A 26,943-nucleotide genomic window follows, 5' to 3' on the forward strand; every position below is an offset into this window, starting at 1 on the left:
GCAAATGTCACATGTGACAGATCACGAGAAAGAGCTTTTTCTGAGCGCGCGACGCGATGCCTTCAGATGGCAGATGTTCGGGGCGGTCGGTTTGGCAATAGGGGTCGCGTCCATGATCGGCTGGGCGTTGATCCTGCCGTTAAAGGAAATCCGTGCAGTACCTTTCTCCATTGATCCGGACACAAAATTGCCGGTGCTTCTGACCGAGAAGGTTGAAAAGCTGGAGCCATCAGAGGCGATGGCATTCCGTGAAGTGGCAAACTATGTCCGCGACCGGGAAACCTATGACGTTCAGGACAACAACGAACGCCTCAAATCGGTTTTGCGCCGTTCCGACGAGCTGGCGGAATCCTCCTATCGGGATCTGTGGGATGGATCGAACGAAAACCATCCCGACGAAATCTATACCCCAAGAACCAAGGTGCAGACCAATGTTCTGGGTGTGACGCCCGTGAACGCCGACACGGTTCAGGTCGATATTCGCAAGTCACTGATCGTGCCAAACCAACCAACAGCTTCCGCTCGCTATGTCGTCACAGTGACCTATGGGTTTGAAGAAAAAATCGTGACGTCGATGGATGAGCTGCTGGAAAACCCGTTCGGCTTCGTCGTCACCAACTACCGCGTAGACGCCATGGGAGACATCTGATGCTGCGTATCCTTCAGACACTTACGACTGCCACCGCCGCCGCTTTAGCCTTTACTTCACCAGTGCTGGCAGAAATCACACCCACACCAGACGGGGCCAAAGCCGACCATCGGGTAACGCATTTCCATTATGCTGAGAACCAGGTGTACCGCATTCCCGTTGGCGAACGCCTGATCACCTATGTTCATTTCCCGCAGGGTGAAACGGTGCGCAGTATCGGTGCCGGCGACACAGAAAGTTTTCAGATTACCCGCCTGCAGGAAGGGCGTGTAATCGCGTTCAAACCGGAAATCCTCAACTCGGATTCAAACCTGACGGTTCTGACCAACCGTGGCACATACAATTTCTACCTGGTGCCGGCCACAACCGAGGCGGAGCGCAAAAGCGTCCCATTCCGTGTGACATTCTACGCGGATCAAAGGCATACCAACGGCGAACCGGCGCACAGTCGTGGCAAGGTTGCACGCAGCGAGCCCAAGCCCACGGGCCGCTTTGTAAACCAGAACTACTCCAGATCGGGCAAAGCGGATTTCGCGCCAACGGCCGTCTGGGATGATGGGGTTCACACCTACATGCAGATCCCGCAAGATGCGGAGCTTCCCGGAATTTTCCGCGTTCTGCCTGATGGGCGCGAGCTGATGGTGAACACCACAGTGAAAGAGCGCGGGGTAATCCAGGTGCAGGGTCTCTCCGATCTGTGGACGCTGCGCATCGAGGACACCTCGATCTGTGTCCGGAATGACGGTGACGAGTTCAAGCAAGCCAGTGTATCAGGACAAAGCCCCAAGCCGATCACTGCCCATGACAGCATTCCAGCATCGGCGGGCAAGAAATGAACCGTGAAAGCAGCATTGCAGCGCGCGTGGCAGCTGAACAGCCGACATTGCGAACCCGGAAGAAATTCGACGGTAAGAAACTCGGCGTGATCGCTATAGCCAGTGCGGTGTTCATTGGCTTTGCGTGGTTTGTACTGAGCGATGACACTAACGAAACGCGCGCGGGGGTCCGTGTTGATGCTCTGCGACCAAGCGGCGGTGACCGGTACGGCTTGTTGACCGCGCGGGGTCCGGAGGTCGATGAACCACAACCCGAAGCGCTGCCTGAGACAATCGCCGTTGCAGCGCCTGTTGCAGCGCCAGTGCAGGTAGATTCTGATGGGCTGAAACAAGCCCTGAGAACGATCGAACAGCAAAACGGTCGGATCTCCGATCTGCAAGACGAGCTGACCGAGGCCAGGGTGTCTCTGTCTGAAAAGGACAACGAAATCGCGGTCATCAATCTGAACAATGAACGCCTGCAGGTCAGATACGATGAGCGCGAGAAGAAGTTTCAGTCGGAACTAACCCAAGCCGTTGCGGACGCCGAAGCCCGGGTGCTTGCCAGTATGAGCCACCTGCAGACGCAGGGCTTGACCGAAGATGAACGGCGCAGGCTCGAAGAACTCAAGAAGATGCGCCAGCGGCAAAACCAATCCGACGGCATTGTTTTCGATGAAAACCCATACCGCAGAAATTGAGAAGAGACAGAGATATGAACACTTTCGTAGAACGCACTTTTGGTGCCCTTGATCGCCGATGGTTGGCCCGATCATATCTGATTGGGGCGCTCTTTTTGGGCATTTGCGTTGCCCTTGTTGTAGCCATGGAACCAAACCCGAACGTGGGTAGCGGCGAACAATTGGCGATTAAGGCTATTATGCTGTCATTGCTTATCGTGAATACCTTGCTTTTCCCGTTTGCAAAGTTGGTTTGGAATAGCAGCAGAGACTTTGTTCTCGGTGACACCATATTGGTGAGCAACGCGATTTTTCTTCTCGGGGCAAAGCTGCTCGTAAACATGGTTTTATGGAATTTTGCATTTCTGATCGCCCCTGTTGGCATGGGCTATCTCTGGTTCAAAAACCGCTCCTGATTAACCACGAGACGTGAAGCCAAAGGAATGAACCCATGAACAGAACAGCACTCACCCTCGCCCTGATCGCGTTGGCTTCAAGCGCCGCATCGCAAGGCTCGGACGCGCCCGGTCAAAACTATCAGCCAATCAATAGCGGCTCCCAGCCGATCATTTTCCAGCCCTTCCCCACTGCCCCGCAGTCGGGTCAGTTCGAACCTGAGAATACGCGCCTGCCCGAAGAACAGCGCGGCTATCAGGAAAACCCAAACACGACATGGCAAAACAATCTGGTCGAAGAATATCCGCCCATCGTGGGTGCCTCGATTATTGATGATCCGTCCCGAACTTTGACACAAGGCACGGTCCTGACAGCTGTGTTCGGTGGGGCGGTAAGCTCAGAGCTGCCCGGCAGTGTCGTGGCAACCATCACGCGCGGCGTCTATTCGATGGACGGCACTCGACTGCTCTTGCCACGCGGATCGAAGCTCTATGGCGAATACCGTGCTGATACCAAGCTGGCACAAACGCGGATCATGATCGTTTGGAGCCGGGTTATCACACCGGATGGCCTGTCGGCGCAAATTGCTTCCGGTGGCACTGACGGCCAGGGCCGCGCAGGTGCGACCGGCCGGGTAGATACGCATTTTGGTGAACGCTTTGGTACGGCCGCTTTGCTGTCGGTTATCGGAATCGCGCCGGTCGCGCTGGTCTCGGACAACGAAAGCAACAATTCGGTACAAACGGATCTGGCAACGCAAGTTGGCTCGAACCTTCAGAACGCCACAGCAGCGGCCCTTGAGGATTATCTGCGGATCACACCAACCATCTACGTGGATCAGGGAAGTCGGATCAACGCCATCCTGCAGCGCGACGTTGTATTCGACACCTTCTGAGGCAACGCACTCCGAGTGGCTGCGGTGGCGGCCATTTTGACCCAACAACAAGGATAGCAATATGAGCGGGCGCAACGGCAACGGCCTTCTTGAATACTATACCGGCAAGATCGAGCATCTGTTGCACGACGAAAGCCTGAGCGAGATTTCCGTGAACCCGGATGGATCTGTCTGGGTTGAGGAGATGGGCACCACGCACATGACCAGGACGGACATTACTCTGACCAGAGACGATGTTGAGAATATCGGTCGCTGTGTGGCCGGATTCAGTGACGTAACATTCGGGGAAAACAAACCGATTGCGACGGCCAACGTGCCGACAGAACAGGGCAAGGCTCGGGTTCAGGTGGTCATACCGCCCGCGACAACCGGCGTGGGGTCCGTGGCGATCCGCCTGCTCCGCGTGAAATCCGTCAACCTGGGCGCATTCAGCTTCGCCGACAAAGAGGCTGCGTTGGCAGAAAGTAACGACCACAGCGCATTGGAAGAGGCACGAGCGGCGCTGGCAGCAGGCACGATGAGCTTTGAAGAGCTGGCCGACCTCGCGATGCAAAGAAAATGGAACGTGATCATTGCCGGCGGGACATCATCCGGCAAAACCACCGTCCTGAATGCGATACTGAAACGTGTCGATCCGTGCGAACGGATTGTGACGATTGAAGAAGTGGCGGAGCTGGACATCGAGCAGCCCAATGCCGTGGATCTGCTTGCCGATCGTTCGGAAGAAGACGGACCCCGATCACCGGTGAAGTTGCTGGAATCGGCGCTGCGTCTTCGGCCTGACCGGCTCGTCTGCGGTGAAATCAGGGGCGACGATGCGAACATGTTCCTGGAACTGGTGAACACGGGCCATGACGGTTCCGTCTGCACCATGCACGCCAACTCGCCTGTGGATGCTATCGGGCGGATGAGCAAAATGGTGCGGCGCGGATCTCCCACCGTCCAGAAATCCGAGGTGGTCGATGACATCAGAGCCACCATCCACATGATCGTTCACATGAAGAAAATCGGAGACGAACGGAAGGTCAGCGGCGTGATCTTCCCGCCTCTGATGGCTGCTGACCAACTGAATTGAAGGAGGTCTGACCAATGACAAGTTCTACTGATGCCATTCACCGCGTCCTGACCGAGAAAATCGAAGCGCAGGAGCAAAAAATAGAAGGGCTTCTAAAAGCTTTACAGGAGGCCAATGCAAAGCCGGCAAATCACGTTGTTAGGGAGCTGCGGGCTCGGGGAACAATCCTGCTTCATGTTGCGGGAGACTTCATTGGATATGCTTCTGACGTGGCCGATAGCTATCCAGCTGGAATGGGCGAGGATCTGGCGGCCATGACATTCGATCTCGGTACAGCGCCCCTTCCAGATGAAGTGCGCGATGCAATGAGAGACGCCTGTGACAATGGCCTATCAAAATGGTGAATGGCGGCGCGTCCTCCCCCTCTCGTCAATCCAACAACACCAGTAAAGGGACAGAAGATGAATGAGCGCGATCAACCAGGTTACATCCTGGGTATTGCCATCGGAGTTATGGTTATTGTTTGGGTCGCCCTGAAATACATTGCGGACGGAATTGGCGTGACTCCGGAAAGCTTTGGTAACTTTCTGGTATGGGCTCTCCTCCTGACAGTCTTTCTGTTTGGCGCTCTGCGTTTCTTTTTCGATGGGATGGCAGAGTTTATTGCAGGATATCTATTGGTCGTATTGGGCCTTGTAATGCGCATGTATAGGGAATCGCACCTTTCGGAGTGTTCTGATTTCCTCCAATCCTGCGAGACATCGTTTTTGCTGTCAGCCTGGCCAATGACGGTTACGTTGCTGGCAGGAACCGTCGTCTTTGGCATTGGTTTTTGGGTCCACATGCGGGGCTAAAAGGTACTCTCAGAAACCCTCGCCTCTTACATCCAATGAGGATTGAAATGACTGAGTTTCAGGATCTTCCAAGAAACACAAAAGTGATGGTGGCCGGTACAATCGGCTTTCTCGCCACGTCAGCCTGTGCCTACCTGTTGGTGGGTCTGTTCATCGAATATCTGACTGTCAGGCGTTTCGGAGATCTGGACGTTTGGACAATCCCGACGAAGTTCATGGCGCTGCCTACTGAGACGCAGCAAATCGTCGGTCTGGTCGCGGCTGTGGCGGTTGGCGTTCTGACATTCGCATTTGTGGCCGCTGCTCTACGTGGTCCCTCTACTAAATACGGGGATGCGGTCTTTGCGAAACCGCCTCAGCTCGTGCAGGAGGGGTATGCGTCGGAGCTGAAGCTGAAAGCGCCGTTGGATAGCGAAATCGTCTTTGCTAAATTTGGTGAGCCAAAGGAAAAAAACGCGACATTCTATAAGCCTGGTCCCGACGTTCAGAAGCCCCATGCGGTGTTCATAGCACCATCAGGTTCAGGTAAGACCAGCGGCTTTGTCATCCCCAATGTCCTGCGATTTAATGGCTCCTGCGTCGTCCTGGACATCAAAGGTGAGATTTTCCAAACCACAGGCGCGCGACGGACGGCCATGGGTGATGAGGTCTTTGTGTTTGACCCAGAGAACCCGGACAAGAGCCACAGCTACAACCCGCTTCGCCGTGCCGTTCGGGCAGAGAACCTGGACCGGCGATGGGAAGAAGTGATTCAGGTGGCGACCCAGTTGTTTGACACGCCCAGCTCGTCGGCACAGAGCTTCATGGGCAGCGTCGAAGGCATGTTCTGCGCGATGGCGATGTTGGCGATCAAGCGAGGCCGGCCGTATATTTCGGAAATCCTGCGCCTGGTCAAAACGACCCCGCAAAAAGACTATGAGAAGATGGCCAAGGAAGTTGGCTATGCGCGGGCTGCAGACGAGTTCCTGAATCTTGCCGGCGAAGAACCCAAGATCCTTCGGTCAACGATTTCGGTCATGAACAACTCCGGTCTGCAACTCTGGCGCAACCCGTCCGTAGCCCGCGCCACTCAGGGCAATGACATTAACTTTGAGGATCTGCGCCGGCGCCCCAGCTCGATCTATTTTTCGGTGCCGGGAAAAAAAGTCAAAGAGTTCGCAACACTCATTCGCCTGTTCTTCCTCGATCTGGTGAATACCATCGAAACCGACGAGCCCGGCGAAGACGAGCCGTTCAAGGTACTGCTGCTGCTCGATGAATTCCAGCGCCTTGGGCACCTTGAACGCGTTTTGGAAGCCTATGACACCATGCGATCGTTCGGGGGCCGGATTGTGGTGATTTCGCAGACTATTTCTCGCCTTCAGGACATTTACGGACATGAAGGCGTGCGGGCAATGCTGGCAAACGCCGGCACGCAGATGTTTGCGGCCTCCGAAGACCCGGAGGTGCGTGAACATGTGTCCAGATCCATCGGTGACAAAACTGTCATGAGCAAATCGAAGTCGCGGGCGCTCGGTAAAATGGAAATGGGCAGCGTATCAGAACGCGAAGAAGGTATTCGCTTGCTCCGGCCGGAACACGTGGGCCGCTTGCCTGACGATGTGATTGTGTTGCTCAGGGAAGGCAAGATGCCGGTGATTGCGAACAAGATCCGATACTTCGAAGATCCGTATTTCATGCAGTTCCTTGGCGGCGATACCCCGAATATCAAAGGGACACACCGTGATCTGACTGAAGTACAGGCTAGGGACACAGCTAAGGCGCTGGCTGAAGCAAAACCGGCCCCTGCCCCGGAGAAAGAAGTTTCAGAGTCCGACCAGGAGCTGAAGGCGGCTTTCGACGCTCAGCGCGCGGTCGCCAAACGAAAGAGCAAGTCCGCAGAAGAAATGGCAGCGGAGAAAATGAAACGGGTCAAAACTGACACGTCAGCGGAAGCCTATCGATAGGTCAAAAAATTATCTGTGGCGTGCTTCTCGAAGGCCCAATGTTTCCAAGAAAGGTGCAGATTGATGGAGAGTTACAATGCTTGATGATGGGTCCGTATCCGGCTTACCTGTACTGCGGCCGCTGGCCTGCGTGTTCTGTGGTGAGGTGTAGGATGAAGTTTTTTATTGCCTGTCCAAGCCGCCGGGGGTTGATACATTATCGAACAACCTTGACCATGCAAACTGTGCTCGGGACGCTCGTCAACCAGGGTCACAGCTGTTTTTCCAATATATTGGCTGGTGCTGATATCGTAGAAGCTAGAAATCATTTGGCAACGCAATTTCTGGAATCGAACTGCGATGTTTTGATTGGTATTGACGATGACGTTAGCGTGACGGTTGATGTTGCTCTGAAGCTGGTAAACGCAAACGTCGATTACATCGGCGTTTGTATTCCCCCTCGCAATATAAGCCTCGCAAAGTTCTCCGAGGGTATCCGCAGGGGGTTGTCGGACCGCGATGCGCAACTACGTGCGGCACCATTGATTGACGGTGATGGTCTGGGCATCGGAATTTCCAAGGTCGAGCAGGTGGGGACAGGTTTCTTCGTGCTCAGGCGCGCGGTCGTTGAAAGGTTAGCGGCCTCGGAGTCGGTGATCAGAAGGACAAATCACATGCCAGGAAGCTCTGTTACCTCTTACGGCTTCTATGATGCCGTGATTGACGACCAAGGCCTTCGACATCCCGAGGATTACAGTTTCTGCCGACGGGTGAGGGCCGCAGGATTTGCCATTCGCGCTTACAAAGGACCGGGTGTCACCCATTCCGGCGATATGAGCTTCTCAAGCTGAGTTTTTACTATGGGTTTGCAATTTGTCCCGCCGCGTAATGAACTCACTCTGGATATACCCTATATAGGTGTGATCAGAGATAGAAGTGGAACAATTAGTACAATGGGGCCGGATGAGTATTTGAAGAGTATCTTGGGCCGTGAGCAAGTCAATCATGGTTTGTTGTCCCCAGTCTATCGCGTGGCGACTACCCTATCTCCTATGCTGTATCGTTGGGGAAACGGGTATCTACTCAACATCGAGCCGAGTGGATCTATCGCAAAAGGAACTGGCAATCGGGCTGGCACGGATATTGATCTGTTGCTTTCGCTTTCGAGCACTACTCCAGATAGTTTGGGGCGAATCCACAGTTCGCTGGGGAACTGTTTGCGAGAACATGGTTATCATTTTCGCGAACAGAACGTGTCTCTCGGCATTGTAGTCGATGGCTATCAAGTTGATCTTGTTCCAGGGAAACGCCAGAGCCAATACGGCAGCGATCATAGTCTCTACCGCCGAAAGGCCAATACTTGGACAAAAACCAATATTAAAACGCACGTTAACAGGGTGCGTGACAGCGGTAGAACCCAGGAAATTCGAGTGCTGAAATTGTGGCGTGATCAAAAGAGATTAGAGTTTCCGTCCATCTACCTAGAACTTGCCACACTTCATGCTCTGCATGGAAAACCGCTGGGTAAGCTATCCGACAATGTAGTACATGCGCTACGCTTTTTCCGCGATAGGCTCACCACAATCAGAATTATCGATCCAGCTAATACCAACAACGTGATTTCGGATGATTTATCGGCCGCTGAAAAACAGTCTGTAGCAACAGCGGCAACTCAGGCTCTGTCCGGTCAGTGGTCAGGAGTCGTGACATGAGCGAGTGGTCTCTTACCCAACTGTTTGCCAGCTTGCACAGCCGGATCGAAACGGAGCTAAATGTTGCGCGTCAAGCATTGAATCACCCGGGCACTAAAGGTGATACGTCTGAAGCAATCTGGATCGGCTTACTAGAAACGTATCTTCCCAGTCGATACCGGGTCTGCAGTGCTCATGTGGTGGACAGCGAAGGCACGTTTAGTGATCAAATTGACGTTGTAATTTTTGATCGACAGTATTCGCCGTTTGTCTTTGATTTCTTGGGAGCCAAAGTGGTCCCAGCAGAGAGCATCTACGCTGTATTTGAAGCGAAACAGACGGTAAACGCGGCCAACATTGACTACGCGCGAAAAAAACTAGCCAGTGTCCGCCGCCTCCATCGCACAAGCATTCCAGTTCCTACTGCGAATGGTACTGCCCAACCTGTTCTTCCCAAACACATCATCGGTGGCCTTATTGGTCTCGCGAGCGGCTGGAACCCGCCACTTGGCGAACCACTCCAAGCTCAGCTTGATTTGGATGTCAGCGCGGCCAGCCGGCTCGACCTAGGATGTGTTGCCGCACATGGCATCTTTGAGTTCGACGAAACCACATCAAGAAACATCCGCACTAACTCAAGTCGTGCGACGACCAAGTTTCTATTCGAACTAATCGCGCGCTTACAAACTCTCGGCACAGTACCAATGATGGACATACGAGCCTATAGCGCTTGGATTGATTGAGCTGCAAAGCCCGATAGCTGAAACTTTTTTGACCGAGAGGATTTGGTATATTTGTGACAGCAGAAGAGGTTAGAAGGGATGACAGCAGCCCGCAGACTGTTATTGTCTCGTTCGTTCATGATCCCAAGGCGGCATAATTGATGCAGAACTTAATCTCGCCGGATACTTTTGATTTTTTCGCTAAGTATCTTCTGTCAGGATTTATTATCATCTCAGTGAGGTCGAGGTTTGTTGTTGCTGAGAGACCAAAACCTACTGAAACTGTCCTAGAAGCTGTTATCTTCAGCCTTATCAATCAGCTACTCTTCGGAATCGCGCTGCCAGTCATTTTTTGGGTGTTTGGCTTTTTGCCCATTAGCCTCGGGGCAAAAGCACCGTTCTATATCGAAATTCTTATTCTTCCGACACTTATTGGCGTTTTTGCCGGTTGGAATCTCTCTAAGGGTTGGAACCATGCTTTGTTGCGCAGGCTCTCAATGCCAATTGAACACCCAATTCGAAGAGCCTATGACTACGCGTTCACTCACCAAAGATCTCCAGGGTTCGTAATCATCTCGTTTGAAGATGGCGCGGAAGTTTACGGCTACTATGGAGAAAACTCGCTGGCTGCGAATGACACTAATCGTAGCGACATTTATCTTGAGCGCCTATATGATGTCGATAAAGAAGGGCAATGGCAGGAAAAAGAAGTTGGCCGGTCAGCCCTAGTCAATCTGAGTGGTGTTCGCTCAATAGAGTTTTTAGATGGCGCGGAGTCCTAAAATGTCAAAGAGTGTAAAAAGAACTGTGCTTTCAGAAGGGTACAAGCCACGTCCAAGCACAACTGTGCAAAACGGCTACAAACCAACATCTGGGGGTGGCGCGTCTCAAAGCACTTCTCGACCCACACCACCTAAAACGACGTCATCTGTCGCCAAACCTAAGTAAATCGGCTGGGTCAATCGTTTCTTGGCTTAACTGCCTGCACGCGCAGCCCGCGGAGCTGAACCGCTGGCGCCGCATTCCCCAAAGGTCTACAGGCTATGCCCATCATCCTCGTGAGTGTGCGTCACCTGTTCGCGAGTATGGGCAATCTCCTGCACCACGGCGGCGATCTTGCTGGATGAGACCTGGTGCAACTTACCAACAACCGCCTCGGCCCGCTCGTAGCTGTCCGGAACGCCTTGGCTGTTGAAATGAGCAGCAGCCGCGGAAATGTCCGCGTCCCTCCACGTCGCGGTTGTGCCGATCGACACACCGTCGTGGTCGTTGTAGCGCGCCAGGAACTTGTTGCCGTCCAGACCAAAGCTGTTGGCGGTTGTCACAATGTCATCGCGCACAGCCAGCCATTTTTCGGCCTCTGTCGGGCCCAGGTTATCCAGCTCGGCCGCATTCATGGTTGTGGTGTAGCTGCCGTCAGCAACGGTGTATGCCTGCAGGTCGGCGTCGTAGGGGCGCAGTTCGGCAACATCGCCCTTCAGCTCGCCGATCTGCACATCCATAGCGGCGCGCAGGTGCGGATCTTCGACCTCGCGGGCAAGCGCTTCCATGTTCTCGATGGATTTCACGATGTCTTTGGTCTGTTCTTCGTAATGCTCGAATCCGGTCTGCCCCAATGCAGATTGCATGTATTGCACATAGCGATCACCGGGCGACTGGTAGTCATCCGAACCCTGGAAATCCTTGTCGCCGGTCAGATCCGCAAGTGACGAGTAGTAAGGGAGATGCAGATCATATTCCTGCGCCTCGGTCATGTGCTGAGAAACCAGAACACGCATATCGGCCAAATCAGCCGGCACCCCCGTCCTCTCAGCGGTTTCAAGTTCGATCTTAAATTCATTGATCAGGTCAGCTTGGCCAATATGTTCGTCAACGCGGCGGCTGGCCTGCTCCTCGATGTCAGCCATTCGGCCACCGATGGCAGCATCGTCATATCCCATCTGTCGATACTCTTTCGTGATGACGTCAACCTGCTCTGAAACGCGGTCCTCATGGTCACCAAACCGGTTAAATTTAGAATAAGGTGCGAAATGTTCGACTTCGTTCAAAAGGTACTCGGTGCGCGAAACCATGTTGCTTCTCCTTGTGTGAGTTGGTGGCAACTCGTGGCCTGATTTGCCGATTACGTTGGTGCACACATTAGGTAGATCGAGAAATTCCTTAGATGCTGTGCCCATCATCGTCACCGCGCCCCTGCAGGAGCGGGTGCGTCGCGTGAGCATGGACGTCTGAGAGTTCTTCAGAGATTGCGATGATCCTGGTGGATGCGAGCTGGTGCAAATCGTCAACAACGGCCTCAGCCCGGTCGTAGCTGTCGGACAATCCTTGAGCCTGGAAGTGGGCCACCGCAGTCGAAATATCGTCGCTGCGCCATCTCATTGTTGTTCCCAAAGTGACGTTGTGATGGTCGCCAAAACGAGCAATGAAAGCCTCACCATCCAAGCCGTAGCTGGTGGCAGTCTCTGTAATGTCCTTGCGGATCTCTGCCCATTCAGCAGCTTGCGGGTAATCCAGAGTGTCCATTTCTGCGGTGTCCATCAGGGTCGAGTAACGCTTGTCCTCGATGATGAAGGCTTGCAGGTTAGGATCGTTGGGCCGCATATTCGCGACGTCGCCTTTCAACTCGCCTATCTGAATATCCATTGAGACGCGCAGATTGGGGTCTTCGACCTCGCGCGCCAACCCTTCCATTCTCTCGATGGACTGCAGGATATCAGAGGACTTCTTCGACCAGCCGTCATTAGCATCCTCGTCCAGCGTGTCGCGCATATATGCATCATAGCGTTGGGCTGGTGCGGAGTAGTTTTCCGACGCCTGATAGTCCTTGTATTCGACAATATCAGCCAGGGCAGAAAGCGTCCCGCCGCTCTGCGGATTGTGCTGGTGGTCGTCAATGTGCTGTATCACGCGGGCCCTCAGATCAGGGCTGATTGTTTCCGCATCACCGCCTAATGTGACATGCTCGCGAAGCTTTCGCATCAGCTCGGGAGACTTGTAATCCGGCTCGCCCGGCTCTCCATAGTCGTCAAAATGGTCGGCCTGATCTAACAGATGTTCCATCTTCGAAACCATTGGTTCGTCTCCCTCCACAAGTTGAATGGCAAATTCTTCGATCTGTTCTTTGACCGCCTCAGCGCGCTCATCAAAGAGATCGGACATTCTTGCGATGGATAATGTCATCACATCGGCGGCATTCTCGCGGGCGGTCACTTCAACTTCCGGAGTGTTTTCGACTACCGACATTCCGGCTTGAGCCTTCCACGTGTCGGTCTCCACTTCTTGCCGTAAGCCGCGCTCAAGACGCGTGGTTGCGGTCAGCTCAATCCCGTATTGATCGGCCACTTCAGCATGGATCGAACGTAAGACGTCGATGTTCATTTCGCTGGTCATACCCATCTTCAACCATTGACCATTTTCGACGCCCCGGCAGTTCACTACGAGGTGCAAATGAGGGTTGTTGGTATCCTGATGAAAGACCGTCAGGTAGTCCCACGTATCGCCAAAATCACCGCTGCCGAACACGCGGTCAGCGAACTCCAAAGCTGATTGGTGAGCCGCGTCCGGATAGGTGCCTTCCGGGAAGGACACGATCATGTGGCGGGTGTAACCAAAATTCGTTTTGCCAGTGAATTCGTCGGCCCAGCTTTCGATCAGATCACTCACCTGATCGGCATCGAGGGAGGTCACGCCATTGTCCCGAATGTCCAGAACGCCCTCTGCCCGGTGGGTTAGATAATTGATCTGGCGGCGAAGCTCTTTGGCGTTTTTCACACCGCCCTTTTGAACGTGCTTCACGACAGCCTCGGGCTTCCCATACACGGCCCCAAGTCGACTTTTGACTGACGAGGCACGTGACACCAAGAACTTGAAGCGCTTCGCCGCTTGCAACTGTGCGTTGATCCGCTTTGAAAGATCAATGCCCTTGTCGGCCTCACGAAATGCCAGTTCGAAGAGCTGGGATGCTGTCAGATCAAGTGCCGCAGAAGTCATGTATCGGGCTCCCAGTGATCTTCTTTCATGATCCGTCGAATGGCGGATTCCGGTTCCCTGTTCCGGCGTGCAGCGCTAATCATCGCCTTCAGGTCCTGACGGTGCTGGATGATCGCACGATGGAGATTTTCAACATCGCGGCGGTCGTCATCCGTCCAAACCACGGTCCCGCGCTTGGCCGACTTCGCGAGTTGGTTGAGGTTGGTGTATCCGCCCTGGACCTGACGCAGATGCTTTTGCCAGAGATCCACAACTGCCGGGTCAGGGTCGAGATAGCCGATCAACCGATAGACAAGACGCAAGATAACCTGGTTCCGACTTTTGGCCCCGAGAGATTTCACGGCAACCTCCAATCGGGTGATTGCGTCAGTGGGCAATCGGACGGAGAACACGTCGGTATCGGCAGTTTTGCTCATAGTCTACAAATAGCTCAGCGTATTTTGTAACACAACCACCTAATCTTGTCAGAATCTCCTAGAGTAGACCGATGCGATTTGAGAAATCCTCATTTTCTCCAATCGTGATCGGAGTAATTCTGCTCTAGGAGGCTATGTCCACGCCGGGAAAAGGGTTCCGTCCCTTTTCCTTCCAGCAGGCGTGGGTGCCGGAGGACTGGCGCAGGGGCGCTCGCACTTATTTGCGAGTGACCCGAACAGCGCCCGTCACATTCCGGCACGTTAAAGTTCATTATGGCAATTGCCGCGCGCCTCAGCGCGCTCAATTCCCCGCCGCCAGGGCGGCGGGTGCCGAACGGTTGGAACCAGCGCTGCCGGTCAGGATAGCGCGCCAACTGTTCGGGCCGACTCTCGGCCACGGATGACGCCAGACTGACGGGCCGGACCGGCGCGGGACCGATCGAGGTCCCCACTTCCGACCTGCAGGCTGCAGGTCGGTGCTTTTTGTCCGGAGCGGATAATCCAAACCGCGCGCCCTAACCTTCAGGGTGGCTCTGTGCGGCACCGTGAGGTACATGCTGCGAATGCAGCAGTCGCGTTTTGGCAGCGGCAAACAAAGGCCACCACTGGAGGTTGTGCATTGTGAGGGCATGGGATTACCCGTTTGATCTGGTGCGGATCAAATGTGAGACCTGTGGACGGTACGGCCAGTACCCGAAAGAGCGGTTCATTGAACTGGTCGGCGCAAGCACACCGCTTCCCGACGCGCTCAAGATCATTGCCAAATCCTGCCCCCGCGAAAAGCACGGGCTGACCCTGCACAATCGGTGCGGCGCAGGTTATCCGGATCTCGCTCGAACCGTGGATGATGGGAAAAAGGAGCGTCGCTGATCAATGCTGATACCGTGATCCCGACGCGATGCGGAGACGCAGAAAAGCGGCTCCGAAGACCTTCAGAACCACGGCTGTGATTGCAGCGATGGCGCCAACCAAGCCAGTTGAAACCGCTATCGGGTACCAACGGCCTTCAGCATTAAGCTTGAAGGTTTCTGCAGCCAGCTTCGCAGTCAGCGCATTGAGATTTGCAATCTCAGCGCGCATCTTGTCGTCTGCAAGTCTGATTTCAGCTTCGGTCATGTCGCTCGTGCTCATGATGATCTCCTTTTGAATATAGGTTGAAAACCGTCTGGAAGCAAAGCGAACTCGCCCGCCCTGCACGGTCGCGGGCATTTGGACACGCCGAGTCAAGGACCGCCGTAGGCGGCGTGCGAGCGGCGCGGAACGCGACGCGAAGTCCTTTACCGGTGTGGTAGAATGACAAGACCGTGTGGGGGTGGGCCGTCCGGCCCTGGCCCGCGCTGGCGCGGGCCAGGTTAACAGCCGGACACGAAACTCAACGGATGGACCAGGTGCCGCACGGCTATGTTGTGCCGGCCGCCGCAGCGGCCGTCTAAGCGAAGCGCCCGTCGTGCAGCCGCCTAGGGGCGCAGGCCCCTGGGTGGCAAGGGACACCAAAACCAACCGTCGCACGCCTCGGTGTCGCCGTTTGGGAAACAATGAACTCTATCGCCCCTGTCCCTCGTGTCGCTGATTTCGGGCTTCGCCCGGCTTAGTGCTGCCAGTTGTCCCGGCCGTATTTCCGGCCGAGGATGGTAATGCGGTCCTGTCCATCGATGGGCACGCATTGGTGGATCAACTCACCAAACGGATTGACGCCATAGACAGAAACCTCGTCGTCACCAAATCCATAGATCACGAATTTCCAAGGCCCCCTGCCCTGCTCGCGGGTTTGAAAATACCCGTCGAGATTCCGGCACTCCCAAGCGCCTGCCCACCAGCTCGCGCCGTAGGTGCCTTTCTCGGTCGGGGCCATCGGTATCAAATCAAGTTGCTGCATGATCTTCTCCATCGAACAAATGGCGGGGGCCGCTAAAGCGGCCTCCCGGCTTTGCAGGGTTTCAGTGAGTGGTGGCTTCGGGTTGATACGGTTCGAACTGGTCGGAACCCGAATAGTCGGAATAGGTGACAAACGCCTCACGCAGCGCGGCCAGAGGATTGTTGGCAAAATCATCCTCGCGCTGATCGTCGTGCGGGATGCGTTCCCAAATGTCCTCATGAATGGCGGTCGTCAGATCCTCGGCCAACTCAATGAAGTCAGTCACCGGCACAAGTCGGCCGTCGCGGCGAGGAAACTGCCCAAAGGCAACATCACCGGCCAGAAAACCCTTTCCGGTTTCGATGGCGATCTGGCGGGCGATCCTGACAATCTCGCGGGCGTCCCATGCGTCATGGATAGCTGTTGCCAAAAACTCGGGCTCGTCTTTGCCGCCTTCGTTTTTGCGACCATAAATGGTCCAGAACTCGACCTCTCCGGCCTCGCACTGAACGGCGCATTCTTCGCCAGCATCATAGCGGCATGGCATGATTTCAAACCATTCGTACCCATCCAGCGTGTCACCAATTGGCAGGTTGTTGAATCGGTTGTGCGCGGGTGTGTTGGCGATTTTTGTTTGCATGGTCTCGGCTCCAAATTCGGTGGAAGGCGCGGCCCGGATCGAGCCGCGCGATGTTTCTCAGGCTGCGAGGCTTACGCCCTTCAGCTCGGCCATCTTTTCGGTGAGAGACCAGATTGCCCGGTTCAGGTGCTTGTTCTGGTCGATCCCGGCAACGGCGCGGGTGCGCTGGCGACGGGTGCGGCCGTTGCCATCTTTGACGCGGCCCTGCAGCCCGCCCTTGATGACGTTCTCCTGCAGGACATTGCCAACGGTCCAAAGATCGGACAGGCGGTCGGCGTTGCGGCGGGTTTTCAGCAGGGCATCGGCCTGAACCGGCGCGGTCTTGCCGTTCTCTTTGAGAGCGTCAGGAAAGCGCAGTTCGTGCACCACTTCCGCGAACACTTTGCGCTCGGCGGCGTCCAGCGCGATCCCCTTGAAGGTTTCGACCCGCTCGGCCACCTTTGGCGCATCTTCCAGAACGGTGTACGCCCCTTCGATCACTTCATGAATGGCATTACCGGAATGACGAACTTTCACCTCGTTGAAACTGTCACCGACCATCAGGCCGTTGGCGCAGACGAACCGAAAAAACCCCGGCACCATTTGATAAGACGATGTTCCGTCATTGGCGTTGACCAAGATGATTTCAAAGGCTTCGCCTTCGGCATTGGTGATCGAGCGGTGACGCAGGCGCATCATGTGCTTGGTAAACTCGGCCTTGCCGGGTGTACGGGTGTTGGCCTGTTGGGCAAAGAACGGGTCAAAGCCTTCCTTGCGCAACCCGGTCAGAACGTCGATTGTCGGAACCGCAACAAAGCGATCAGACCGGCTTTCGTGGGCTTCGGTTGCGAAGATCGAGGGCACGGCTTTGCGCAATTGATCGTCGGTCAGGGCCTCACCAGTGACCAGACCACCGCAAGACATTCCGCGCATGTAACGATTAAAGCTCATAGTATTTCTCCGAATCTAGGGGGGATGGGCGCCCGACGTTGCGGGCGCACTCACTGAAACTGCAGGGGTTACGCGCCGTAGAGGGCTTCTGCGGCGTCACGGGTGGCCTGTTCGCCTTCCGCAACGAGGTCTGCCGCATCCGTTTCCGCGAGTTCGGGAATGTGCATCAGGTTGGCGCAGTCATTGCGAAATGCCTGCAATGAACCCGGAAAAGCCGAAAGGCCGAATGTGCGGGCCGTTGAACTGACCAACACGGCCAATTCGGCAATATATGCCTCGTAGATCATGCCCACGCGCACCTTTGCGCTTTCCGTTTTGAAAGCGGCGTTGGCATTTCTCAGGGAAGTGGAAGCTTTAACCCGGCTCCAATAGCTCGGGTCGTTCGGGTTTTGAATGTCATTAGCCATGTTTGGCCCTTCTCTTTCGTGGCGATGCGGTTGCCGATGTGTCCCGGCTATCCGCTATGGGCGCGGCCTTCTGATCTGTTAGCTGAAAGACCCCGTGTCTTTCGGCTGGCAGAGCAGGGAGGGCAAAGCCCTGCCTGTGGCCTGAGGCGGGACTGTCACGGGGTCGGAGCGGCAAAAAAATGGGAGGGAACCGCGCGCAAGGCGCGTGGGAGGAACCGGTTTTTTTGACGAGGAGACGACGCGCCATGCGCGGCGCTTGCCCCTTGACCGGCCCGACGCAGGATGCGGGCGGATCGGGATGATGGGGCCGGCCCCCGGCCGGGCACAGCAGCCCCACTATTGGACAATGCCAGGGTTGGGGTGAGCGCGCGTCAGCGCGTTGATCCCCTGCCCTGTCCAATAATCAATGCGAGCCGCGCGCCCCGCGCGGATCTCCCCGGACTATTGCAAAAGCGGGCGTTACCCTTTGGGCCGAAACAAGCATGTCCTGGCGACCATTTGGCCGCGGTTAAGCTGGCTCGGGACGAGACAGATTCACCGCAGCAGGCCGAAGGGAGAAAGGGCGTGATTGGTTCGGGTCGGAGGCCGGTGTGCCGGCATCCGACTAGCACGCGGTCACGCGCCCCAAGGGCGCGGGATTTGCCACATCACTTTAATCCCCTGTCGCATACTTCAACAAACCCTCTTTCAACGTGCTCAATTCAATCAAGGTAACGGTCTGCTCTAGGGTTCGATTTTTAAGATTAATCAGTTCACTGATCTTCTGCTGAACGGTTTCCAGGTCTGAATACTTGTAGTGTGTTATCAGCTCGACGGTGGTGTGGGCTGAAACGGATTTCGTCGTCATTCGATTTCGCCTTTCAAAGCTAGGAGCTTTGAAAGTTTGTTCGTTTTTGAAATCGGGAAATCAGAGTTGGAAGGCTGCAACCGCCATGGCGCGATCGTTGGGATAGAAAAGATCAGGTCTGCTGGGATGTGATGCAGGAACCTGCGCGCCATGGCGATTACGGTTGTAAGTCCTCAGGAGGGGACTGATACTTTGGTAGTTTCGTCCAAGTTGTGGATCAATCTCAGATTTTAGGAAGGAACATGGTTGTGACGAACCGTGTTCAACTTGCGACGATTGGAACCCGAGCGACCAACGAGAGCGCCGTTTTTGGCGCTCATGTTGTCCGGCTCGGAGCCGGAGCAATGGAAAGGGCGACTTGCGCCGCCCTGCCCTTCCCTCAGTTCTGATCGTCGTCGTCATTCCGTTTCGGGAAAGCAACCATTTCGACGCCGGGAAACATATCGTGTTTGACCTGGATCGAGGTGATGTTGCCGTGATCGTCGGTGTTTACAAAGGCGACACCGCAGCGGTTCCAGAAGTTCTTGCCATCTTTTTCACCGGTTTTGACGTTCAGTTTCAGAGTTTGAGTTGCCATTGGTTGATCCTCGCTTTTGAGTGTTTCGATGAACATGGGAGAAGCGGGCATAAAGGGGTTGTCAGCAGGTAATTTGTTCCGCGAGGAATGCGCAGAAGGCGCAGGGGAAATTACCTGTTGAAGTGGAGCGCCCGGAACGGGGGCTGCGCGGCTACCACGACTGCCCGATTATGTTCATCAGAGAAGAAACACGTCAGCGAGGATCTTCACTGGCAACGGGTTTGAGGCTGTCAGACCGAGTGAAAGGCAAGATCTTCTGGGGCCGAAGCGCGCGGAACGCTTGAACAGTGTGAAACCGCAATACGCGGCGACATCGCCTCGATCCGACACAGGCGCAGTGTGCAGATCCGCGAGCTGGTCGCTTTCCCGAAATGGGATGACCTGCGGAACAAAGATTAAGGGCGCATTGTCGGTGCAAGTCGCCCTTTCCTGTCGGCGGAGGTGGAGGGCCGGATTTTCAAAGCAATGCTCAATCTCCGAGCATGACTGTTTGCCACGTCTGAATAACACGGCCAGGGCGACGAACAGGAACGCGGCCAATGTCTTCAGCTCGTGGGTTCCAGACTTCGACGTGCATGTATTCACGGCCATCCTTATGACATGCAAACGGAGGGATATCGAGCGGCCAGTCGTGGCCGACGATCTCAACGAGATCGGAGGCGAGATAGGTCACTCGGCGGCGGCAAAGGTTACACCGCAGGGTCAAGACCTGGTGCGACTGAGCCGCGTCCTTCATGGTGCGAAACGGTTTACCGGGATGCGCGCGTATGGGTGGATTCGAAGCAGGCATAGTAAGAACAAATAAAGAACACGCACAACCTTGTCCAAACCGAACTGCGCGCATAGCCTGTCTGAATGTGTAACCTCTATTCGAATACGACCACGCAAGAAGCCATGCGGCAATTGTTCGACGTGCCTGCCGCGCGTGATGAGCTGGGCAACGCATCGGCACAACCGGCAATCTTTCCAGATGGGCAATCGGTGATCGTGACCGCTGACGTTACGGGTGACAGATCGTTGCGTTTCGCCCGATGGGGTTGGAACAAGGCAAAATTCGGCTGGGTGACCAATGTGCGCAACCTGAGTGGTTGGCCGTGGAAACACGTGATCGAGGACAGGTCGCAACGATGCCTTGTGCCCGCATCTTCGTTTTCGGAATACCACCCGACAGAAAAGATCCTCGGAACAACCGGAAAGCCGATCAAAGCGGCGAGCTGGTTTCGCATGAAAGGTGAAACAGCGAGGCCACCGTTTGCGTTTGCTGGCTTCATGCGCCGCTGGGATTGGGAAAAAGACGGTCTGCGCAAGAAGTCCGACGATGCGCTTCGTGACGGGGGGCAACGGATCTCGGCTATGGCCTTCCTGACAACCGAGCCGAACACCATTGTTGCGCCGATCCATCCCAAAGCCATGCCAGTTATTCTCAGCACAGCCGAAGAGTTTGAGACCTGGTTGCATGGCTCACCGGAAGAGGCCGCAAGGCTGCAGAGGCCGTTACCTGACGATCTGCTGGAACTGGCATTTACTGGTGAGAAATCGGACGCGGCCGAGTGACAATGAAAGATGTCGTTCGGCCCTGGCCCGTGCTCTGCACGGATCAGGTTAACAGCCGAACTCACCACCCGATCCGGTTGGGCTCTAGTGCTCAACTAACAATCTCGGAAATGCGGGACTTTTGAGACATTCCGTAAGCAATTACCTACACAGAAAGTGGTCAGTTGACCCGCCTTTCATCTGACCGATTTAGTTTGGTGGGGAGTCTAGGATTCGAACCTAGGTGGGTTGCCCCAACGGATTTACAGTCCGCCGCATTTGACCGCTCTGCCAACTCCCCTGAGTTGGTGCCTTGGGGAAATTCGCCACTGATGAGCACTATTTTAGGTGCCGCTCTAGAAGCATAGCTACCAAGGCAAGGAATGGGTCTGGTGGTGTGTGTGGAGTTTGAAACTATCGACCAGCGCCCATTATTCGGACGCTTCCGCGTCCGTTAGATATAATAGGCCAGTGTTTGGTTCATCAGTTTCATAGCGGCCAACTAGCACGGTAATTTGCATAAAACAACAGGTTAAATCATGCGCTCGCGGTGTCTTAGTATTCTGGTAAAGAGGGCTCGAAGCAGTCGTCGGAGGACGAGCTAATCTCTCGAAGCATCAGCGGTCACACTTGATATTCGTGCACATAAGAAAAGACCCGCCGAAGCGGGCCAAGTTCTCTCGCCACGAGAGGAATTTTGATCAATTAGCTGGGGCTCATGTCAGGGCATGAATTGTGAAGGAAATAACGCTTACCGCAAAGCTCAACCCAAAAACGTAAACAACCAAGCGCCGCCCGGAGCGCCACGTCCAAGCTATAGATGTTTCAAGGTTCTTTTTTTGATCGTCGGGCGTGCCCTCGAACATGATCCAGACACAGATTGCAGCAACAGCAAAACCTGCGAATACGAAATATTCCAAAACAAACTCCTTTCAGATCAACGATTGCGCACCCGATCGACAACGCCGTCATAGGTGATCGCGGTAATCCGGTCCTCAGTGCGGCGGGTCATCTCGATCCCGTCACCGGTCATTGTTGTCTCAGCGTGTTCGGTCCATTTGAAAATGCTGCCGTCCGCTTCGACATGGGTTTCATCTTCGGCGGCACGACGTTTGACAGAACCATCATGGTGAACCTCAATGATTGTGCCGTCTGCCATTCGGACGGTCACAGAATGATCATCAACCGCAACCCCTTGCCACCAAATTTCAGCATCGCGGCGCACAACGATCCGATTGGGGTGTAGCTTGATTTGCACATCCTGGGTTTCCTCTGGGTCAGCTGCTTTGACCACAACCAGCGCCTCTTGCTCGGCGGGGGCACCATGAATTGACGCGCTGCCGTTCTTTGGCGGCCAAAACTTCGGTTCATCGCGTTGGCGCTTGTTCTGATCCTTGTGGAACGCAATATACATCTGCGCGGACTTCCAGACGCGGCGTGCCGCGTCACCAACTTTTACAGGTGTGGTTGCTGTCGTCATGCCATATCCGTTTTGGCGAAATCATCGCCCTTATAGATGAGTTTAAGGCGATAAGCCTTCGCGCAGGCATAGGCGAAACAATCGCCAAAATTCAGGTCTGCTGGATGACCCACCGCCTTGCCGTATTCTGCGGCGGCGCGGATCGCAGCGTCGCCGATGCTGCTGGTAATGTGAATGTCGCGCACCGAAAGTTCGTCCAATAACTGGCTTACCGCCGCTGTACTGTCGGTCAGCAACTCCGGGCTTGGCTTTTTGTGCTTGCCAGATCGCGCCCGTGCAAAGGAAACACTCGCCTCGAAGCGCGCCAAAGGAGATGTGAACAACTGATCTGTGACCGCCTCGATGCGGCGAACAAGGTCCTCATATCCCGGCTCTCGCAACAAAATGGCAACGATGGCAGAAGCATCAATGTACATCACATGCCCTCATACATTTCGTCGGTGTATTTCTTCATGTCAAAATCCGGGTCCGGCACGCCAATCGCGTCGGCGCGTTCCAAGAGCGGCTGCAACCTTTCCAAGAGGGGCTTTCGATTGTTCTCAGCGTCAAGCTGTGCTTGTAAAGCTTTGCGAACTGCGTCAGTTTTGGTTTTGGCTCCCGTTGCAATCATGACCTTTTCGGCCAGAACATCGACAGCATCGTCTCGAATATAGAGCGGCATATGCATATCCTCCTGTTGCCTATATGTATATCCTAAGATGGATATTCAAGCAATTCAAAAACGAATATTCAGGTGTCTTTTTCACCGCTTTTAACGGCTTTCCAGTTGTCACCCTGCGGGATCACATCGGCCTCACGTTTCAACACAGCCGCACGGTTGTTGAGTGCAACAATAATCGGCGTTGACGGATGCGCGGCCCGGTTGCCCCGCGTCGGCCTGCAAAGGTATGAGGGGCCGTATTTTAACAGGTACAGAGCGGTTTCGATGGCCTCGATGTCGGTCTCCGCATAGATCATAGTCAAGGGCATGATCCCGCTATGGGTCGTCAGGTCCCGGTTGCGCTTCTCCGACGAACGCCGCCGGTCAAGCTTCATCGCCGCAAGACACCACTCGGTGACGCTGCTCCACGTGACCGTCGTGCCCGGTGTTCTGTAGATAGATCGTGTCATGTTCTTGTTCCCCAGCCAGGGGACAGGGCGCTTGCGCGCCCTGCCCTGCTTTCCTCAGCCCATGCCCTCGGGCAACCACGTGTCGATCCGCTTGAGCGCAGTCGTGCTCAGTTTCATGGCGTCGCGGGTTTCGGGGTCGTTGAACAGTGCGTCCAGCTTCTTGCGCTTCTCGCCAACCCTCAGCGCTTCAAAGCTGACGGCTTGCGGCTGCGATTTTTTCAAACCCAGAACGGTGTTCCAAATCTCGTTGAGATAGGGACCGGCAATACGGCTGAAAAAATTATCGAATGTCGGGGTCCAGACCGTGCGAATATCGGTTTTGACCTCCTTGTCGATCAAGGCTTTCAACGCCTTGTCGCCGCCGCTCAACAGGCCCGCCAGATGCCGGATCAACTCCGCCTGAACATGGTCATCACCTTTCTTGCGAAATGCGCGGAACTCCTTTGCGTAGTCACGGTCAAAGGCGTCACCGCTCCATTCGGTCGGGGTTGTCAGACGGTCATCCAGAGCATAGCCGTTGGCCTCGGTAGTGGGCCAGTTTGGTACGGTGTTCTCACTCAGGCCGATGGGGTTGCTGTACTTTGTGCCGCCCGAAACCTGAAACGCCAGCAAGGCAAGGATCAGATCAGGGTTATTGACCGCAGCATGTTGGCGCGCACCTGTCACGACGCGGGCCAGATCGTCGGCCAAAGCCTGAGACATGCGAGGCTTTGCCGAGGTCTCCGCTTTCATCGGGGCTTTGTGTTTCGATGCCTCCAAAACACCGGCCTCAATCGCGGCCTCTTTGTCCTCGGGCTTCACAAGTCCTTCGGTCACACACAACCCACCTGCATGGGTGACATTAAGAACAACCCCGGCGCAGTCTTTCTGCACATCCGAATATGCCCCATCCACGATGGCTTGAAGGTCTGAGAGTTCCTTTTGCCCCGGTTCGTCCAGAACCTCACCATTGGCAAGTTCGGCCAGTTCGTCATAGCGCTCGCTCTGTTCCTCGGTCAAAACGCCTTGCTCAGCATAGATACGGGCACATTTCATCTGGTCGATATCCCAGCCGCCGAAATGGGTATCGTTGACCACTTCGGCCCATTTCCAACCGTTCTCTTGCCGGATGGTGCGCGCAGTTTGCGCCAGCTTATCGGCAAAGCACTGGTCAAGGATTGTCTCGTCGTCCAGCAAGGTCTTTTCCGCGAACAGGTCAGCAGAAACACGGCCTCCGGCTTCCTTGTAGGCATCCAGACCGACAAACCGCGCCCGCCGATCCGTCGCGCTCACGGCGTCGGGTTTCAGCATGTTCTTAATCTGATGTTCGGACAGGTTGCCTTTGCGGGCCTGTTCCAAAACTTGCAACAGCAGCGTTTCGTCACTGGCAAGGGTAAAGGCTTTGGCTTCCCCAAGACTGATTTCCTTGGCTTCCAATGCGTCCAGAACAGGGGCAGGCAAGTTCGCCAATGCCAGACGTTTATAAACATGGGCCTCGGTCACTGCAAAGGCGCGGGCGATCCCGTAAACGGGTGCCCCAGCCTTCTCCATCTTGCCATAGGCGCGGATTTCTTCGGCAGGTGACAGGTTCTTGCGGTTGATATTCTCCGCATTCGCCCACGTTTCGGCGGTTTCAACATCGGGGGCCAGCATGACCAGCGGGTTCGCAAGTTCCGGGTGCGTCGTGGCAAGGTTCGGATGTTTCTCGGCCAGATGTTGCAACGCGCGCAGGCGACGCCCACCGGCTACGATTTCTGCGCCGCCATTGTCGTCGGCAATACCGGCAATGCTCTGGATCAGGCCAGCGGTCCAGATGGACTCGGCCAGTTCAATAACCTCGGCCTCCGGCACATTCTGGCGCGGGTTAAGCGGCGATAGGATCAGTTTGGCCAGCGGGAACCGGGCTGATGTGGCGATGATTTTTTCGTGCTTGCTCATAGGGCAAATCCTTGTTTCGTGGCAAAGTTGTGTGTTATGGGTGCCCCAGCCCTGTTGGGCTGAGACGAGGCCGCTTAAACGGCTGCGTTTTGGATCAGGAAGCGGCGTCCGATGTCGAAGTCATCGCCCTTCCTGATTAGCGCCCACGCTTCCGCGATACGCTGCTGCAAGATTTCATTGCTCATATTCTCACCTCCTTTCGTGCGCAGGTTGCGCGTTGGTCGTTTCAGAACCGGACTATTCGTCCACGCTGAAAACGACCGCTCCATCCTCGACCGTGTAGGGAACGGCCTTGGACAAAAGCTTTTCGATGGCGGTGCCGGGGATGGTCGGGAACGATTTGCACATAGCGTCAAACAGCTTGGGGCGATCATCAGCAAATGCGTAGCCGCTGATAAACCAAGCGATGACGTTTGGTGCGTACACCAATTCCGACGAGGAAATGCGATAAGTAACCATGAATGGTCTCTCTCTTTCGTGGCGATGCGGTTGCCGATGTGTCCCGGCTATCCGCTAATGGGCGCGGCCTTCTGATCTGTTAGCTGAAAGACCCCGTGTCTTTCGGCTGGCAGAGCAGGAAGGGCAAAGCCCTGCCTGTGGCCTGGGGCGGGACTGTCACGGGGTCGGAGCGGCAAAAAAATGGGAGGGAACCGCGCGCACGGCGCGTGGGAGGAACCGGGTTTTTTGACGTGGAGACGACGCGCCATGCGCGGCGCTTGCCCCTTGACCGGCCCGACACAGGATGCGGGCGGATCGGGATGATGGGGCCGGCCCCCGGCCGGGCTCAGCAGCCCCACTATTGGACAATGCCAGGGTTGGGGTGAGCGCGCGTCAGCGCGTCGATCCCCTGCCCTGTCCAATAATCAATGCGAGCCGCGCGCCCCGCGCGGATCTCCCCGGACTATTGCAAAAGCGGGCGTTACCCTTTGGGCCGAAACAAGCATGTCCCGGCGACCATTTGGCCGCGGTTAAGCTGGCTCGGGACGAGACAGATTCACCGCAGCAGGCCGAAGGGAGAAAGGGCGTGATTGGTTCGGGTCGGAGGCCGGTGCAGCTGGCGTCCGACTAGCACGCGGTCACGCGCCCATAGGCGCGGGATTTGTCCAACATACAATGTCAGCGAAGCGGACTTTTCTGCCGATCGGTTGCCAACTAAGATTGCACAAGCAATCTAAGCTAAGGTCATCGAATGTATCAAAAAGCTGAGCTGGTTTTGGAAATAAACAAGCTGCACAAGTTAATGTACTCATCCGCAACCGAGAATGAGATCGACGATCAAGTGTCTAAGATGTCGAAAAATATTCTCGATCCTGAATGGATGGACTATGTGTTTCACTCCGACGAATTTACCAATCCTGACGGCAGCTTCAAATCTAAGGCATTAGCAGAAAAGATAATTTCATATAGACCAATTTTTCTTTGAGAATTCGTGCACTTTGGGCTCAAACCAGTCATCTGACGGTTTCAGTAGGTCATCGGGTCGGTTCAGACGGTATGAAGGCCTGCTATGCGGAGATACTGTTGAAAAAGTCTGTTGATTGGTTGCTGTTGTCCTGATTCACTTGTTTTGAGAGTGGGAGGGCGCGGCGATGATGGGAC

The 26,943-nt window shown here is 55.2% G+C and carries 31 protein-coding genes and 1 tRNA gene; 15 read left to right on the plus strand and 17 right to left on the minus strand.

Going from position 1 to position 26,943, the window contains the following annotated elements:
* Positions 1 to 4: 4 nt before the first annotated feature.
* From ACR0DT_RS23575 to ACR0DT_RS23635, 13 genes are all read left to right on the plus strand, one after another.
* Entirely contained in the window at positions 5 to 649 is a 645-nt protein-coding gene (locus ACR0DT_RS23575) for a VirB8 family type IV secretion system protein (protein WP_480713106.1), read from the plus strand.
* Positions 649 to 1,485, plus strand: coding sequence for a TrbG/VirB9 family P-type conjugative transfer protein (locus ACR0DT_RS23580; protein ID WP_480713107.1), 837 nt, complete (start codon positions 649 to 651; stop codon positions 1,483 to 1,485). Before ACR0DT_RS23575 ends, ACR0DT_RS23580 begins: the two co-directional genes overlap by 1 nt.
* The gene (locus tag ACR0DT_RS23585) at positions 1,482 to 2,165 is read left to right on the plus strand and encodes a hypothetical protein (protein WP_480713108.1); all 684 of its coding nucleotides are present in this window, start codon (positions 1,482 to 1,484) and stop codon (positions 2,163 to 2,165) included. The genes ACR0DT_RS23580 and ACR0DT_RS23585 overlap by 4 nt, the downstream gene beginning before the upstream one ends.
* A gap of 14 nt (positions 2,166 to 2,179) precedes the next feature.
* Complete coding sequence (locus ACR0DT_RS23590; RefSeq protein ID WP_480713109.1) at positions 2,180 to 2,560, plus strand: hypothetical protein; 381 nt, start codon at positions 2,180 to 2,182, stop codon at positions 2,558 to 2,560.
* Positions 2,561 to 2,595: 35 nt separating this feature from the next.
* Positions 2,596 to 3,435 (plus strand): TraB/TrbI/VirB10 family type IV secretion system protein, encoded by an 840-nt coding sequence (locus ACR0DT_RS23595; RefSeq protein ID WP_480713110.1) that lies wholly within the window; start codon positions 2,596 to 2,598, stop codon positions 3,433 to 3,435.
* Between the two features lie 61 nt (positions 3,436 to 3,496).
* The gene (locus ACR0DT_RS23600; RefSeq protein ID WP_480713111.1) at positions 3,497 to 4,510 is read left to right on the plus strand and encodes an ATPase, T2SS/T4P/T4SS family; all 1,014 of its coding nucleotides are present in this window, start codon (positions 3,497 to 3,499) and stop codon (positions 4,508 to 4,510) included.
* Between the two features lie 14 nt (positions 4,511 to 4,524).
* Positions 4,525 to 4,854: a hypothetical protein gene (locus tag ACR0DT_RS23605; RefSeq protein WP_480713112.1), complete on the plus strand. Its 330-nt coding sequence runs from the start codon at positions 4,525 to 4,527 to the stop codon at positions 4,852 to 4,854.
* A gap of 57 nt (positions 4,855 to 4,911) precedes the next feature.
* Positions 4,912 to 5,304 (plus strand): hypothetical protein, encoded by a 393-nt coding sequence (locus ACR0DT_RS23610; RefSeq protein WP_480713113.1) that lies wholly within the window; start codon positions 4,912 to 4,914, stop codon positions 5,302 to 5,304.
* 293 nt (positions 5,305 to 5,597) lie between these two features.
* Positions 5,598 to 7,250, plus strand: a complete 1,653-nt coding sequence (locus ACR0DT_RS23615) for a type IV secretory system conjugative DNA transfer family protein (protein WP_480713114.1) — start codon at positions 5,598 to 5,600, stop codon at positions 7,248 to 7,250.
* 152 nt (positions 7,251 to 7,402) lie between these two features.
* The gene (locus tag ACR0DT_RS23620; protein WP_480713115.1) at positions 7,403 to 8,080 is read left to right on the plus strand and encodes a hypothetical protein; all 678 of its coding nucleotides are present in this window, start codon (positions 7,403 to 7,405) and stop codon (positions 8,078 to 8,080) included.
* A gap of 9 nt (positions 8,081 to 8,089) precedes the next feature.
* On the plus strand, positions 8,090 to 8,941 hold the full coding sequence (locus ACR0DT_RS23625) for a nucleotidyltransferase family protein (RefSeq protein ID WP_480713116.1): 852 nt from the start codon (positions 8,090 to 8,092) through the stop codon (positions 8,939 to 8,941).
* Positions 8,938 to 9,663: a DUF6602 domain-containing protein gene (locus ACR0DT_RS23630; protein ID WP_480713117.1), complete on the plus strand. Its 726-nt coding sequence runs from the start codon at positions 8,938 to 8,940 to the stop codon at positions 9,661 to 9,663. The genes ACR0DT_RS23625 and ACR0DT_RS23630 overlap by 4 nt, the downstream gene beginning before the upstream one ends.
* Positions 9,664 to 9,803: 140 nt before the next feature.
* On the plus strand, positions 9,804 to 10,424 hold the full coding sequence (locus ACR0DT_RS23635) for a DUF6338 family protein (protein ID WP_480713118.1): 621 nt from the start codon (positions 9,804 to 9,806) through the stop codon (positions 10,422 to 10,424).
* A 252-nt stretch (positions 10,425 to 10,676) separates the two neighbouring features.
* On the opposite strand, the gene ACR0DT_RS23640 is transcribed toward ACR0DT_RS23635, so the two are convergent.
* From ACR0DT_RS23640 to ACR0DT_RS23650, 3 genes are all read right to left on the minus strand, one after another.
* Positions 10,677 to 11,714: a hypothetical protein gene (locus ACR0DT_RS23640; RefSeq protein WP_480713119.1), complete on the minus strand. Its 1,038-nt coding sequence runs from the start codon at positions 11,712 to 11,714 to the stop codon at positions 10,677 to 10,679.
* A gap of 88 nt (positions 11,715 to 11,802) precedes the next feature.
* A complete protein-coding gene (locus ACR0DT_RS23645) occupies positions 11,803 to 13,632 on the minus strand; it encodes a relaxase/mobilization nuclease domain-containing protein (RefSeq protein ID WP_480713120.1) in 1,830 nt (609 codons plus the stop codon).
* Complete coding sequence (locus tag ACR0DT_RS23650; RefSeq protein WP_480713121.1) at positions 13,629 to 13,973, minus strand: hypothetical protein; 345 nt, start codon at positions 13,971 to 13,973, stop codon at positions 13,629 to 13,631. The genes ACR0DT_RS23645 and ACR0DT_RS23650 overlap by 4 nt, the downstream gene beginning before the upstream one ends.
* Before the next feature lie 696 nt (positions 13,974 to 14,669).
* Between ACR0DT_RS23650 and ACR0DT_RS23655 the strand changes: the two genes are divergently transcribed.
* The gene (locus tag ACR0DT_RS23655) at positions 14,670 to 14,918 is read left to right on the plus strand and encodes a hypothetical protein (RefSeq protein ID WP_480713122.1); all 249 of its coding nucleotides are present in this window, start codon (positions 14,670 to 14,672) and stop codon (positions 14,916 to 14,918) included.
* Here the strand turns inward: ACR0DT_RS23655 and ACR0DT_RS23660 are convergent, their stop codons facing one another.
* The 7 genes from ACR0DT_RS23660 to ACR0DT_RS23690 all read right to left on the minus strand — a co-directional run bounded on the left by ACR0DT_RS23660 (position 14,919) and on the right by ACR0DT_RS23690 (position 19,304).
* Positions 14,919 to 15,179: a hypothetical protein gene (locus ACR0DT_RS23660; protein WP_480713123.1), complete on the minus strand. Its 261-nt coding sequence runs from the start codon at positions 15,177 to 15,179 to the stop codon at positions 14,919 to 14,921.
* A gap of 457 nt (positions 15,180 to 15,636) precedes the next feature.
* Positions 15,637 to 15,924, minus strand: coding sequence for a hypothetical protein (locus ACR0DT_RS23665; protein ID WP_480713124.1), 288 nt, complete (start codon positions 15,922 to 15,924; stop codon positions 15,637 to 15,639).
* A gap of 61 nt (positions 15,925 to 15,985) precedes the next feature.
* Complete coding sequence (locus ACR0DT_RS23670; RefSeq protein ID WP_480713125.1) at positions 15,986 to 16,543, minus strand: hypothetical protein; 558 nt, start codon at positions 16,541 to 16,543, stop codon at positions 15,986 to 15,988.
* Between the two features lie 57 nt (positions 16,544 to 16,600).
* Complete coding sequence (locus tag ACR0DT_RS23675) at positions 16,601 to 17,473, minus strand: DUF932 domain-containing protein (RefSeq protein ID WP_480713126.1); 873 nt, start codon at positions 17,471 to 17,473, stop codon at positions 16,601 to 16,603.
* Positions 17,474 to 17,541: 68 nt separating this feature from the next.
* On the minus strand, positions 17,542 to 17,880 hold the full coding sequence (locus ACR0DT_RS23680; protein WP_480713127.1) for a hypothetical protein: 339 nt from the start codon (positions 17,878 to 17,880) through the stop codon (positions 17,542 to 17,544).
* Between the two features lie 652 nt (positions 17,881 to 18,532).
* Positions 18,533 to 18,727, minus strand: coding sequence for a hypothetical protein (locus ACR0DT_RS23685; RefSeq protein ID WP_480713128.1), 195 nt, complete (start codon positions 18,725 to 18,727; stop codon positions 18,533 to 18,535).
* Positions 18,728 to 19,106: 379 nt separating this feature from the next.
* Positions 19,107 to 19,304 (minus strand): hypothetical protein, encoded by a 198-nt coding sequence (locus tag ACR0DT_RS23690; RefSeq protein WP_480713129.1) that lies wholly within the window; start codon positions 19,302 to 19,304, stop codon positions 19,107 to 19,109.
* 855 nt (positions 19,305 to 20,159) lie between these two features.
* Here ACR0DT_RS23690 and ACR0DT_RS23695 point away from each other — a divergent pair.
* Positions 20,160 to 20,858, plus strand: a complete 699-nt coding sequence (locus ACR0DT_RS23695) for an SOS response-associated peptidase (RefSeq protein ID WP_480713130.1) — start codon at positions 20,160 to 20,162, stop codon at positions 20,856 to 20,858.
* A 195-nt stretch (positions 20,859 to 21,053) separates the two neighbouring features.
* On the opposite strand, the gene ACR0DT_RS23700 is transcribed toward ACR0DT_RS23695, so the two are convergent.
* From ACR0DT_RS23700 to ACR0DT_RS23730, 7 genes are all read right to left on the minus strand, one after another.
* Positions 21,054 to 21,138: transfer RNA gene (locus tag ACR0DT_RS23700), tRNA-Tyr, on the minus strand.
* Between the two features lie 636 nt (positions 21,139 to 21,774).
* Complete coding sequence (locus tag ACR0DT_RS23705) at positions 21,775 to 22,317, minus strand: hypothetical protein (RefSeq protein ID WP_480713131.1); 543 nt, start codon at positions 22,315 to 22,317, stop codon at positions 21,775 to 21,777.
* Positions 22,314 to 22,733, minus strand: coding sequence for a type II toxin-antitoxin system VapC family toxin (locus ACR0DT_RS23710; RefSeq protein ID WP_480713132.1), 420 nt, complete (start codon positions 22,731 to 22,733; stop codon positions 22,314 to 22,316). Before ACR0DT_RS23710 ends, ACR0DT_RS23705 begins: the two co-directional genes overlap by 4 nt.
* Positions 22,733 to 22,978 carry a type II toxin-antitoxin system VapB family antitoxin gene (locus tag ACR0DT_RS23715; RefSeq protein ID WP_480713133.1) on the minus strand — a complete coding sequence of 82 codons (246 nt, stop codon included), beginning with the start codon at positions 22,976 to 22,978 and terminating at the stop codon, positions 22,733 to 22,735. The genes ACR0DT_RS23710 and ACR0DT_RS23715 overlap by 1 nt, the downstream gene beginning before the upstream one ends.
* Before the next feature lie 68 nt (positions 22,979 to 23,046).
* Positions 23,047 to 23,427: a hypothetical protein gene (locus tag ACR0DT_RS23720; RefSeq protein ID WP_480713134.1), complete on the minus strand. Its 381-nt coding sequence runs from the start codon at positions 23,425 to 23,427 to the stop codon at positions 23,047 to 23,049.
* A 54-nt stretch (positions 23,428 to 23,481) separates the two neighbouring features.
* Complete coding sequence (locus ACR0DT_RS23725; RefSeq protein ID WP_480713135.1) at positions 23,482 to 25,344, minus strand: ParB/RepB/Spo0J family partition protein; 1,863 nt, start codon at positions 25,342 to 25,344, stop codon at positions 23,482 to 23,484.
* A 237-nt stretch (positions 25,345 to 25,581) separates the two neighbouring features.
* A complete protein-coding gene (locus ACR0DT_RS23730; RefSeq protein WP_480713136.1) occupies positions 25,582 to 25,803 on the minus strand; it encodes a hypothetical protein in 222 nt (73 codons plus the stop codon).
* Between the last annotated feature and the right edge of the window lie 1,140 nt (positions 25,804 to 26,943).

The sequence above is a fragment of the Ruegeria sp. BI11 genome (assembly GCF_056538005.1).